This window comes from Fibrisoma limi BUZ 3 (genome assembly GCF_000296815.2).
Lineage (GTDB): Bacteria > Bacteroidota > Bacteroidia > Cytophagales > Spirosomataceae > Fibrisoma > Fibrisoma limi.
In genome coordinates, this window is the sequence record NZ_CAIT01000009.1 from 942,142 (window position 1) to 954,567 (window position 12,426).

Consider the following 12,426-nt stretch of genomic DNA (forward strand, 5'->3'; position numbering starts at 1 on the left):
GGGGTAACAGGCGTCGCATCTGTACTACCGAATTAGCCATCTTTTCCCATATTTTAGCAACTATTACGTACTTTGTCAGACAACATTGCCAATTGTTGATTATGAAGCCTCAACTGCTCGCGGTTCCGCATCAACCAGCACACTCCTTCAGCGTTCGCCGGGATGTGGTGTTATATTTCTACAATCGGTGGCATTACCACGCCGATGTTGAATTAGTATATATTGAGCAGGGTAGCGGTACGCAGTTTGTTGGCGACCGGATTCAGCCCTTTTCGGCAGGCGACGTTTTACTGATCGGCTCTAATCTGCCTCATTACTGGCGCTGCGATGATGCCTATTTTAATGAAGGCAGCTCGTTGCGGGCCGTTGCGACGGTCGTGCATTTTAAAGAAGCGTGTTTGGGTGATTCGTTTCTGGAGTTGCCCGAAAGTCTCGAGGTCAAAAACCTGCTTGAAACAGCCAAGCTGGGAATGCGACTAGACGGGGCGTTGCGGGTCGCGGTTGCAGAGAAACTGCGGCACTTACTGGAGGCCAGGGGGCTGGAGCGTATCATTTTGTTGCTGTCCATTCTGCACTTGATTGCTGACTCTACCGAAAAGAGCCTATTGACGAGCGCCAACCCGTTTCGCATATCGGCTGAAACCGATACGGACCGTATCAATCGGATTCTGCAATACTCCTTAAAAAATTACCACCGGCCGATCTCCCTGGAGGAGATCGCCGAAGTGGCGACGATGAGTCCCAATTCATTCTGCCGGTACTTTAAATCACATAACCGAAAAACCTATACCCAGTTTCTGACCGAGTTACGGGTAGGGCGAGCTTGTAGCCTGTTGATCGAGAACAAAATCAGTATAGCTCAAGTGTGCTACGAGAGTGGCTTCAACTCCTTCTCTAACTTCAACAAGTACTTCAAGACCGTTATGGGCGTAAGTCCTTTAAAATATCAGCAACAGTACGTAGCTAAATAAAACTAGCCGTTTAACTGGTCCGCGGCACTTTGTATACTGATTCATGCTAATAAGGTGGAAAATTCGGCTAACGCATAGGAAGATGGATGGCAAAGACTTACCGTATTTTGGCCTTGAAAAACGATAACCCTTCTTTAAATAATGAAACGTTGTAAGATAAACTGGCTGGTGATCTGGGCGTTGGTCCATACACTTGCTTTATCCGTGAACGCTCAATCTACATCGGCCCGTTCGGGATCAGCAGACGGCCCGTATCAACCGACTTGGCCCTCGATTGACAGCCGGCCGGTACCCGCCTGGTTTGAAGATGCCAAGTTTGGTATCTTTATCCACTGGGGCGTCTATTCGGTGCCCGCTTACAGCCCAACCGCCCGGGATAAGGTAGGTATTTACGATCGTTACGCCGAACACTATTGGCGCCGACTGCTCAACCCCAGCAAAACCCAGTCCTTCTTCATCGATTTTCATAACCGCAATTACGGTCCCGGTTTCAAATACCAGGATTTCGCAAAAGACTTCAACGCCGAGATGTTTCAGCCCGACGAGTGGGCGAACCTGTTTCAGCAGGCGGGAGCTAAATACGTCGTGCTGACGTCCAAACACCACGAAGGCTTTGCGCTATGGCCATCCAAACTATCCTGGAACTGGAATGCCATGGACGTAGGACCGCACCGCGATCTGCTGGGCGATCTGACTAAAGCCGTGCGTGATAAAGACCTGAAAATGGGCTACTATTATTCGTTGCTCGAATGGTACCATCCGCTCTACAAGAAAGAGACGATCAACCAATACATTGAGGAACACATGTTTCCGCAGATGAAGGAACTGGTGACGACCTACAAACCCGACGTGTTCTGGACGGATGGCGAGTGGGATTATACCTCCGATGTACTGAGAAGTCCGCAGTTTCTGGCCTGGCTCTACAATGATTCGCCGGTGAAAGACCGTGTTGTCGTCAATGACCGCTGGGGCAAAGAAACGCGCAGCAAGCACGGCGGTTTCTTTACCACAGAATACGATCTGATTCACGAAGGCGATTCACAGGGCGTCAAATTTGAGCGGCCCTGGGAAGAGTGCCGGGGCATTGCGGGTTCGTTCGGTTATAATCGCAACGAGATTCTGGAAGACTATTCATCGTCGGAAGAGCTGGTGCATATTCTGATCAACAAAGTGGCGAGGGGCGGTAACCTGCTGCTAAACGTTGGTCCTACGGCCGATGGGCGGATTCCGGTCATCATGCAGCAACGCCTGACAGATATGGGAACGTGGCTGAAAGTCAACGGCGAAGGTATTTACGGCACCCGCAAGTGGGATGCTGCCCCCAGGATTGACAAGAACACCACTACGTATTTCACCCGGAAAGGCAACGACCTGTATCTGATTACGACCAAATGGCAGGATAGCTTCTCGGTAGACGGCGTCAGTTCGGGCACGAAAGTACGTCTGCTGGGCTACAACGGAGCGGTGAAAGCGTCGGCCAAAGGCGGTAAGCTGACGATTAGTGCGCCCCCGGTAACCCCTGCTACGGTTCCCTGTGCGTATGCCTGGGTGTATAAGCTGGAGAAAGCCCTATAAGCTCATGAGCCGGTACGTGCGTCTGTCGAATCCACTCAGGATGCTCGGCTGCCTTGTTTAGGTGTGGCTGGTCAGCCAGTCGGCGCGGGCTCAGTACTATGAAGCCGCCATACAACCGTTGCGCGATGAGCAGTTCCAATCGGCCCGATGATGTTGAACTTACTGAACAGTTGACGGGGGTATTCGACAAAACTTGAAATCAAGCTATCTACGAAGGTAAGCGAAAAGAGAAACTAATGGGTGGGGTTATTCAACGAGACTGTTTCCCGCGCCCTACCACCTGACGCTTACCCGTAACGCGGTCAGATGAATAGCTTATCTGGCAGGCAACGACGGACCTGGAAAGTGGGCTCAGGCAATTTACTATCTACCGGGATGGTATGCCAGTGGATTCGATAATGGGTCAAAAATCGAACTTCGGAGACGCCCCATGCCCCGGTAGGTGACTTTCACCCATAGGTTGCCCGCCGGTACGCCTGATAGGCAATCGAAAAAGAAAGGCGAGTGAGAAAAGATAAATTCGTTGCTTAGCGCCAATAGACAACTGCAAGAAGCTATTTGAGTTAGCTGTTTTTGAACTAGCAATGGTCGCCAGTAAGCACTTTGTTATGTGCAGCAACATTACAGTTCCGACCTGACGACCACCCAGTGGCAAGGTATCGCAGCGACGAACCGTCGAAAAACGCATTCGTGTCCAACGTAAATGCATTTGGTCGCTCAAACGCACTGTGGGAGCGATCTTCTATTTGACTAAAAACGGCATCATTTAGCGGGATTTGCCCGAGGGGCTCCCGCCCTGGCAGACAGTCTACCTCTACTTTCGTAAGTGGAGTGCTAATGATACGTGGTTGTTGATTGCCAATGAGTTGAGTATGCTTCATCGCCACAAAGCAGGTAAGAGGTCCCTGCTTACAACGGCCATTATTGACGCCTAAATTAAGTGAAGAACTAGGCGACCGCTACTGAGCAGGCTGGTTTTGATGGTGGTAAACTTATCAAGGATCGCAAAAGCTTTCTGATCGTAAACACGATGGGCCATGTGCTGTGGACTCACGTGCGTCCTGCTAATGTGGCCGATGGGAAAGCGGGGGTGGTTTGTTGGGAAGAAGATGAACATGTCAATCCGTTGCTGGACGATCTGGTATGATGGCTGCAGATAAGACGTTTGGTGGTTATTTTAAGGAGCCGTTAGAGACCCTTTAGAACATGCGGGTACTAACTTCTAAAGAGTTTATTAACAACGAATCGGCGGACAGCAAGCTAGTTATTCACAAGTGGCCGGCCTGCCGGTGCGGCTGGGTCGTTGAGCGCACTATCAGTTGGGTAGGCAACAATCGGGGTTTGGCCAAAGGCTACGAACAGGCGCTGCTTTCAGCCCGTAGTTTCGTCTGGCTTGCTCACATTCGACGCATCATTAAACGAGCTCTTCGCTAACTCAAACAACTCCTAAAAATGATTATTAATTTTCAAGTCGGATATCGTTTACGAAAAGGAGGGTTAATTTCAACAAAATGCATCTTATAGTTCTGATTGTCAATAAATTATATTGACATTTTGTAGTATAAGAACCGTTCATGTAAACGTACCTTTCAGGGACAAACTACACACGGTAACGCTCATAAACAAAAAACCGAACCGTCTGGTAAGCTCTGCCAGGAATTGCACCAAATGGGCAGCGAGTTACCAAACGGTTCGGTCGGAGTAGCCCGACGGGGCTTCAGTTAAAAGCGGTTAACCGGTTCCAGCATAGGCTGAAACGCTGCGGGGGTAGTGAAAACCGCGGTTTCGGGTGCTAACGCAAGCAGATTGCTTTTGTTGACGACCCGGAGAGAAACATTGGCAACGCCCTTCGAGATCATGCCAAGTGCCTGAGCGGCCGCGTGCGAAAGATCAATAATGCGGCCTTTTGAAAATGGTCCCCGATCATTGATTCGTACAATTACGGAGCGGTTGTTGTCTAGATTCGTGACTTCAACCAATGTATTGAACGGTAGCGAACGGTGCGCGCCGGCGAGGACATCGTGCCGGACACGTTCTCCACCGGCCGTACGACGACCGGTGAACTTTTTGGAGTAAAACGACGCCTTACCCTTCTGTATGAGACCCGGTAGGGCCTCTGTCGGTTTCATGTTGCTGAAAAACAACATTAGGGACATGATAAAACTCATACAGTTTTTGGTTACGTGAAACAAATAAAAAGAGGGTTTCCCGATTGTTATCCTTCAGCCCTTCTTCCCCAAAAAGTGCAATTCCTATTTAACAAAGATAAACGGTAGAAGCCTTAGAACCAAGGAATTGCCCAAAAAACTGTGTAAAGCGTTCCACAACTCTACTGATTTTCGGGGATTTTTCACCTCAAAATTTATTTAATAGGATTCCTTTGGTTCTGATACTAATGACCGTATTTTAGCGTTTGCATTGCCACTTAAAATCACTGATTGTGGAAGAAAGAGAACGGGAAAAAATCTACTCGAAACGAGTTCGGGCGGGGAAGCGGACGTATTTTTTCGACGTCAAATCGACCCGCGCCAATGACTATTACCTGACCATTACGGAAAGCCGTAGACATCCACAAGGTGACGGGTTTGTGTACGAGAAACATAAAATGTTCCTCTACAAAGAAGACTTCGACAAATTTGTGGAAGCGCTGCAGGAAACCGTTGATCATATTAAAACGGAACTGATGCCCGACGTTGATTTCGCGCAGTTTGCGCAGCGTGAGCGCGATGAACTTGACGATTTCGCCAGCGAATTAAAGTGGGAATAATCCAGCATTGATGCAGCACAAACGTCTACTCTTTCCATCCATCAGTTAGTCTTACCTCCGGACCTGCGACTTATATTGCGCAGCCAGATCATTAGCCTCGGCACCTGCCGGAGGCTTTTTTTGTTGTAGATTCGCACAAAAAATATGTCGTGAATTGTCAATGCGTACGTGAGCCGATTATTTATTCGCTCATTCACTCATTCACTCATTCACAATTCAATTATGGGACTACAATGTGGAATCGTGGGCTTACCGAACGTCGGCAAGTCTACTTTGTTCAATGCCATTTCAAGCGGGAAGGCCGAAGCCGCTAATTACCCGTTCTGCACCATAGAGCCGAACGTCGGCGTTGTGACCGTTCCCGATGAGCGGCTCGATACGCTGGAAAGTTTAGTAAAACCCCAGCGGGTTGTCCCGACGATCATTGAATTCGTCGACATTGCCGGTCTAGTGAAAGGGGCCAGCCAGGGAGCTGGTCTCGGCAACAAGTTCCTGGCCAATATCCGCGAGGTAGATGCTATCGTTCACGTAATCCGCTGCTTCGAAGATGAGAACATTGTTCACGTCGAGGGTCGCGTTGATCCGGTGTTCGACAAGGAGATCATCGATGCTGAGCTTCAGTTGAAAGACCTGGAGTCGGTCGATAAGAAAATTCAGCGGATCGATAAGGCCGCCCGCGTTGGTGATGCCAAAGCCAAAGTTGAACTTGAAATCCTGAAACTGTACAAAGCTGCCCTTGAGCAGGGAAAAAGCGCCCGGACGGTGCAGGTGTCACCCGAAGAGCAACTAGCCGCCATCGGTGACCTGTCGTTACTGACGGTGAAGCCGGTGATCTACGTAGCAAACGTAGACGAAGGCTCCCTGCCGGACGGTAATCAATATTCCGAAAAGCTCAGGGAAGCCGTTAAGGACGAAGGGGCCGAAGTGATTGTGATCAGTGCAGGAATCGAGTCGCAGATCGCCGAGATGGAAGACCCCGAAGAACGGCAGTTGTTCCTGGCCGAATACGGTCTCGACGAATCCGGACTGAGTAAACTGATCAAAGCGTCGTACCGGCTGCTTGGGCTGATCACGTACTTTACCGCCGGCGAGAAGGAAGTTCGGGCCTGGACCATTCACCGCGGCTGGAAGGCTCCGCAGGCGGCCGGGGTTATCCACTCCGATTTTGAGAGGAAGTTTATTCGGGCGCAGGTTATCAAGCTTCCTGACTACGTTCAATATAAAAATGAAGCGGGCGTGCGGGAAGCCGGTAAACTATCCGTCGAAGGCAAAGAATACGTTGTGCAGGACGGCGATATTATGGAGTTCCTGCACGGAGCTTAATCATGAAAGAGGGCGGCTGAAAAGCCGCTTTTTTTGTTTCTTCCAGCAGTTAGTCTAACAGACGATAGATCTTATTCTGGATAATCTATATTCAGTAATTATATATCAAAATTATACAATAATAACCTATAAAATTATGTCAAAATCGGTGATAACCGTATAAAATATTTAATTGTACGCAATAAACTACTTAGCCTACATTTACAGTATAGATTAAATCATTCACCATTCGTATGAACGGATACTCAACGCAAACACTCTTCCTCTTTTCAGCCAGATGCAAACAGTTTTATTCATTATGGTGCCTATCCCTAGTCACTATAACGCAAACTATGGCCTAGCCAACTGGTTACAGCAACACAACTACCGAATCGTTTACGCCGGTACCCCTTCCCTAAAGCAGCACGTCGAAGAACAGGGTTTCGACTTTAAAGAACTAACCTACCTGATCGAATACTTTCCGGCGGGAATCCGCACAAAGCTGCACCATCTATGGCGCAGTCTCCGCGACTCAAGCCATCTGCGAACTCGTTACCGAGACTATCGAACAACCCTCCAGTCCCTTCAGGCTTTGTGCGATCAGGTGCGCCCGGATTATATTCTGATTGACGAGCACCTGAGTTACTACTATTACCTGCTTCACGACAAAGCCCCCAACGTATTTTTCATTCATTCCAAGCCACCCACCCAACCCCTGCCGGCCATCCCACCGTTGGAATACGCGGTGCCCTTACAGAACAACCTGCTCGGACGACTACGTGCGTGGGCTATGTGGCAACCGTATCTGCTCCGTCGCCATATCGGGCGACTACAACGGCGAGCTATTTTCCTAGGCAAAAACGACATGTACTTTGTGGAGCGCCATGCCCGCCGAAATGGGCTGGATCCGTCAACCATAGCCATGCGTAACAACGCCCTGTATGACCTGGTCAAAGGCGTACAGCGCCTGCATATTGTGCCCCGCTGCCTGGAATATCCCTGGTATAAACCTGCCCCGAACGAGCATTTCTTCCGTCGGCCGTACGAGCGCCACGATGCCCGTTTTGCTTCTACCAACTGGCAATCCATCGAACCTATTTTAGATAAAAGGGCCAGAGAAGGCCATAGGCTGCTCTACGTATCGCTGGGTACGCTGAGCAAGAAGCACGCTGATTTATGCGTACACTTTCTAAACCAGGTCATTGAAGCCGTTAGGCCCCTCCACGGTGTGCAGGTTATTATGGTGACGAATAAGCTGGACATCCACCCTACCGAAAACACCCCACCCCACGTGCATCTGATGCCCAGCGTACCGCAGCAGCGATTACTGCTTTACTGCGATCTGATGCTTACGCATGGCGGTATGAATTCCGTTACCGAATGCCTGGTTGCCGGTGTACCCATGCTGGTATATCCCCTTAATCTAACCAGCGATCAACCAGGCAATGCAGCCCGCGTCCGATTTCACGGTTTAGGGCTAGCCGGAACCCTGCGCCGGGCCTCCAGTATGCGCCTTCGTCAGCAGATCGAAGCATTACTCGGCGACCCTGCTTACCACGAGCGCGTAGAATTGCTCGGGCAGCAATTCGCAGCCGAAATACGCGAGCAGGAACGAAGTATCCTGCCCGTATTCGGCTATCAGCCAACGCCTTCGCTTACCAGCCCCCACCCCGTTACTGCCGACTAATACGCGCTGTAGACAGCAACTCTTCCTCTTTAAACCAATCTGTTTCTATACGTTATGATTTATTTTAACAGCCTACCCCAATGGGTACAGGCTCACCGGTTCGCGTACGACCCCAGCAACGTACCGGCTGAACTCCTGTGCAAACTTCGCACCCGTCTGGCTCGTTTTCAGGAGTCGAAGCCGGAGGTCTCGATTATCATCCCGGCCTACAACGAAGAAGAAAGCCTGCTCAACATGCTTTCTTCGCTGGCTCGCCAGAAAACACTGTATCCAACTGAACTGATTGTCGCCAACAACAACTCGAAAGACCACACGCAGGACCTCCTCGATCAAGTTGGGGTTCGCACCTTGCAGGTAACCGATCAGGGAGCCGCCTTTGCCCGTCAGGCCGCTCTGCAGGCAGCGAAGGGGCGATTCATCGTCAATGCCGACGCCGACTGCTTGTATCCGCCAACCTGGATAAACGCACTCATCGAACCGCTGCATAATCGTGTCACATCCTGCACCTACGGTACGTATTCGTTTTTGCCCAGCGCCGTTAATTCACGCAAAGCGCTGTGTATCCATGAAACAGCGGCTCAGCTTATATTCCGGCTCCGTCGGCTTCGGGGGTATGAATGCGTTAATGTGATGGGCTTTAATTTCGCTTTCCGACGAGACGATGCATTATCCGTTGGCGGATTCAATACGTCGTTCCGGCGTGGCATCGACGCTGCCAGCGACGACGGCTGGATGGCGATGACCCTTTCAGCAAAAGGCCAGATCAGGCAGGTAAAAAGAGACGCCTACGTCTGGACCAGTGACCGTCTGCTGGTCAAAGATGGCGGAGTACCAAAAGCATTCGCAAAGCGGTTGACGAATGAACTACGACGGGCAAGCCGCTACCTGCGCCCGGCGGATCTGCCCGTTGCGAAGCCATCTGCCACGTAGTGATTACTCACTTTCGCTTATTCACCCCCACCCGTACGTAGCCAACCAGTTGATCGGCACGCGCTGCGGGTGGGCGGTGATATACGAACACCTCATAATCATTCTCTGTGGCGGAGTAATCCCCCTCTATCAGCGACTCGTCGGTTTTGGGCGGATTACTCGTCGTCTGCATAGCGTAGTTATAATTGTATACGCCCTGTTTCAGCAGAATAGCCGCCCGGTAGGCGTTCAGCGCCGGATCGTAGGTCATCCGGTTGCGGTCGTTCAGAAGCCATAGGTTAAACGCGCCGTTGACGTATACATCGACGCCGGGCTGCTCGTTAATCCGGAGCGTAAAAACGGTTTCGATGTAATCGCCGTTGATCGCACCATTACCCGTTTCGCGATTATCGATAATGTACTGGCCGTTAAAATCATCACTCTGAATATAAGCCCCCCGGCTCCGGGGTTGATCGGCCAGCACATACGCAATGTTCCGGTCGGGTCGGCGGTCGATGCGGTCGATATAGTTGGACCGCGACAGCACCGTTCGCGTATCAAAGAATCGATACTCATTTCCTCCAGGCATGGTATTGCTCAGGTCGACGAGCCGGTATTCCAGCACCTGGTCAAACGCCCGTACGTTGGTAGGCCGCAGTCCCCGGATCACCTTATCGTCGCGGTAGTTCTGCCGTATTACCACCCGAAAGTCATCCTGGGGCGAAATGACCTGGTACCCTTTGTAGCTGACCGTCATGTCGATCTGCTGATCCGTAAACTGCCGGGCCGGGTCGGTCGAAAAGCGGATGCCGGCCGCCACAACCAGCCGGTTCTGGTACGTAATGAACCGCCGGGTGAAGATGGTGTTGTTCCGGTTGCGCTCGTCATATACAACCAGTACATAGTTACCCGGTAGTTTTACCCGCGGCAAGGTTAATCGGTAGTGATAATACGGAATCTTCGTATTGATCGACACCTGGTAATCCGTGATGGCATTATCGTTGTATTCGTACGTAAATTCGATATCATTCAGAACAGACTGCTGCCAGTCGGCATTGCAATGAAGCAGTCGGGCGCGGAACGAACGGTAGTTGGCCGTCAGATCGTCAAATTCCAACTGAAGGGGCGTTCCATCATCGAGCGAAACGACCGGCGGATTCAGCGTTTCGGAGGGCGTATCGACCGTACTGCCCACCTGTGGGTACAACAATACCGTGCGAATCTGTGGATCGTAAATCTGATCGATGGTCCGAACTTGTTGCCCAACCGCCGGAATGGTCAGCAGGCTGGTAAAAAAAAAGAGTAGTCGATAAATAGTCATTCGAAGCGGAAATCGAAACGCACGGTAAGTTAACGAACGTCCGGCGCTATAGTTACACAAAACTAGTTAGTTTGCATTTTTATCAGTTGTCCGCCATTATGGTTGAATACAATCCTAAAGACTGGATCCGGTTTATTCTGGCTTACAACCGGGCCGACACCGTCCGGAAGCTGTTGCCTGCGCTGATGGGTATTGGCGTTTATGCGCTGATTGTTGTGATCCTCATCGACAAGCTGGACCTAACCGAGAATGCCCACCTCAAGAACGTATCGCTGGTGCACACACTGCTCAGTTTCGTTATCTCCATGCTGCTGGTATTCCGGACCAACACTGCCTACGATCGCTGGTGGGAAGGCCGCAAACTCTGGGGTTCGCTGGTCAACAACAGCCGCAACCTGGCTATCAAGATCGATCAGTTAATTGGTCCGGAACAGAGCGAAGCCCGACAGTTCTTTCAGGTCATGATTCCTAATTTTGCGTTTGCTCTCAAGAATCACCTGCGTCAGGTAGTAGCCGAAGCTGAATTCACGAATAGCGATACGTTCCGGTTCACAGACCTGCGTCGGCATGAACACATTCCTCAGCAAATTTCGCTGGCTATTTTCGGCAAGATCAACGAACTCCAGCGGCAGGGCGTTTTGCAGCTCGAACACCTGCTGGTGCTCAATGCCGAAGCGCAGTCGCTTATGGACATCTGCGGAGCCTGCGAGCGTATCCGGAATACGCCCATTCCGTACTCCTACAGCTCGTTCATCAAGAAATTCATTGTGATTTACTGCTTCACACTCCCCATAGGTTACGTATCAAATTTACATTACCTGGTGGTTCCGTTCGTGGTGTTTGTTTTCTACGTATTGGCGAGTCTGGAAATCATTGCGGAAGAAATTGAAAATCCGTTTGGAACCGACGCCAACGACCTGCCCACCGAGGACATTTGTCAGGGTATCCGCAAAACCGTTCTGCAAGCCTTGTCGGCACCGGCTCCTGCTGCCATTCAATCGCCGAAGGATTGATAATCAGCGAGGAGGATTGGGAATATGGCGAATGATTCCCTATTTTGTAGTCCATACGCCATCGCCTTTTCTCCATGATCATGACCACCCTGAAGGCCTGTCCGAACTGTTCGGCGGACCTGGAGACTACGTATCAGTTTTGTCCGCAATGCGGCCAGAATGCCCACATTCACCGCTTCAACCTGCCGCACATTTTTCACGAAATCTTTCACGCGCTGACCCACGCCGACAAGGGTGTGCTTCATTTGCTGAAAGAACTGGCAATCCGGCCGGGTATTGTGGCCCGCGAGTATGTGCTGGAAGGAAAACGGAAGAAGTATATTAACCCGTTTACATTTCTGGTGCTGATGCTGGGGATTACGCTGTTCGTGAACTCCATCTTCCATCCCTACACCCGCGAGAGCAGCACTCAACCTACGTCGGCCACGCAAAGCGCTGAACCGGCCGAGGTACGACAGATGCGGGCAAAGTTTATGGAGCGTCGGAAGAACTTCCAGACCTTTGTTGAGAAACGGAATAACTTGGTCATTTTTCTGGCTATTCCCCTGTTCGCGCTGGTGTACTGGCTCTTTTTTCTGCACTCAGGCATCAACTACGCCGAACATTTTGTCGCTCAGGTATTCTTCTCCGGCTTCTACTCACTGCTGACGCTGGCACTGCTGGCCCCTTTGAAAACTTACATGACGCAACCAAATCAGTTTGCGGCACTACAGCTACTGCTGCAATTTCTGTTTCTAAGCTTTGCGTACTACCAGTTTATGGGGCCAGACCGTTCGTGGCGACTAGCCAAAGCCAGTCTGGCAACCTTACTGGCTTTAGTAGTCTGGGTCATTTTTTCGTTTGGAGCCGGGTACTTATACATCCGGTACGGCGGCTAGCTG

General features: G+C 50.7%; 11 protein-coding genes. 9 read left to right on the forward strand and 2 right to left on the reverse strand.

Annotated elements, in window-relative coordinates; all coding sequences use genetic code 11:
- Window positions 1-101: 101 nt before the first annotated feature.
- The 3 genes from BN8_RS23470 (at window position 102) to BN8_RS33690 (ending at window position 3,980) form a co-directional block, all read left to right on the forward strand.
- Window positions 102-971 carry an AraC family transcriptional regulator gene (locus tag BN8_RS23470; protein ID WP_009284439.1) on the forward strand — a complete coding sequence of 290 codons (870 nt, stop codon included), beginning with the start codon at window positions 102-104 and terminating at the stop codon, window positions 969-971.
- Between the two features lie 141 nt (window positions 972-1,112).
- On the forward strand, window positions 1,113-2,546 hold the full coding sequence (locus BN8_RS23475; RefSeq protein ID WP_009284440.1) for an alpha-L-fucosidase: 1,434 nt from the start codon (window positions 1,113-1,115) through the stop codon (window positions 2,544-2,546).
- A gap of 1,206 nt (window positions 2,547-3,752) precedes the next feature.
- Window positions 3,753-3,980 carry a hypothetical protein gene (locus BN8_RS33690; RefSeq protein WP_009284442.1) on the forward strand — a complete coding sequence of 76 codons (228 nt, stop codon included), beginning with the start codon at window positions 3,753-3,755 and terminating at the stop codon, window positions 3,978-3,980.
- A gap of 287 nt (window positions 3,981-4,267) precedes the next feature.
- Here the strand turns inward: BN8_RS33690 and BN8_RS23495 are convergent, their stop codons facing one another.
- The gene (locus BN8_RS23495) at window positions 4,268-4,714 is read right to left on the reverse strand and encodes a septal ring lytic transglycosylase RlpA family protein (RefSeq protein WP_009284443.1); all 447 of its coding nucleotides are present in this window, start codon (window positions 4,712-4,714) and stop codon (window positions 4,268-4,270) included.
- A gap of 272 nt (window positions 4,715-4,986) precedes the next feature.
- Between BN8_RS23495 and BN8_RS23500 the strand changes: the two genes are divergently transcribed.
- From BN8_RS23500 to BN8_RS23515, 4 genes are all read left to right on the forward strand, one after another.
- Window positions 4,987-5,313, forward strand: a complete 327-nt coding sequence (locus tag BN8_RS23500) for a DUF3276 family protein (RefSeq protein ID WP_009284444.1) — start codon at window positions 4,987-4,989, stop codon at window positions 5,311-5,313.
- 222 nt (window positions 5,314-5,535) lie between these two features.
- Complete coding sequence (ychF, locus tag BN8_RS23505; RefSeq protein ID WP_009284445.1) at window positions 5,536-6,636, forward strand: redox-regulated ATPase YchF; 1,101 nt, start codon at window positions 5,536-5,538, stop codon at window positions 6,634-6,636.
- A gap of 298 nt (window positions 6,637-6,934) precedes the next feature.
- Window positions 6,935-8,302 (forward strand): nucleotide disphospho-sugar-binding domain-containing protein, encoded by a 1,368-nt coding sequence (locus BN8_RS23510; protein WP_192579087.1) that lies wholly within the window; start codon window positions 6,935-6,937, stop codon window positions 8,300-8,302.
- Between the two features lie 54 nt (window positions 8,303-8,356).
- On the forward strand, window positions 8,357-9,232 hold the full coding sequence (locus BN8_RS23515; RefSeq protein WP_009284447.1) for a glycosyltransferase family 2 protein: 876 nt from the start codon (window positions 8,357-8,359) through the stop codon (window positions 9,230-9,232).
- Between the two features lie 7 nt (window positions 9,233-9,239).
- Here the strand turns inward: BN8_RS23515 and BN8_RS23520 are convergent, their stop codons facing one another.
- Window positions 9,240-10,532 (reverse strand): type IX secretion system plug protein, encoded by a 1,293-nt coding sequence (locus tag BN8_RS23520; protein ID WP_009284448.1) that lies wholly within the window; start codon window positions 10,530-10,532, stop codon window positions 9,240-9,242.
- 98 nt (window positions 10,533-10,630) lie between these two features.
- Between BN8_RS23520 and BN8_RS23525 the strand changes: the two genes are divergently transcribed.
- A complete protein-coding gene (locus BN8_RS23525) occupies window positions 10,631-11,545 on the forward strand; it encodes a bestrophin family protein (protein WP_009284449.1) in 915 nt (304 codons plus the stop codon).
- 80 nt (window positions 11,546-11,625) lie between these two features.
- Window positions 11,626-12,423 carry a DUF3667 domain-containing protein gene (locus BN8_RS23530; RefSeq protein ID WP_229368299.1) on the forward strand — a complete coding sequence of 266 codons (798 nt, stop codon included), beginning with the start codon at window positions 11,626-11,628 and terminating at the stop codon, window positions 12,421-12,423.
- Window positions 12,424-12,426 lie beyond the last annotated feature (3 nt).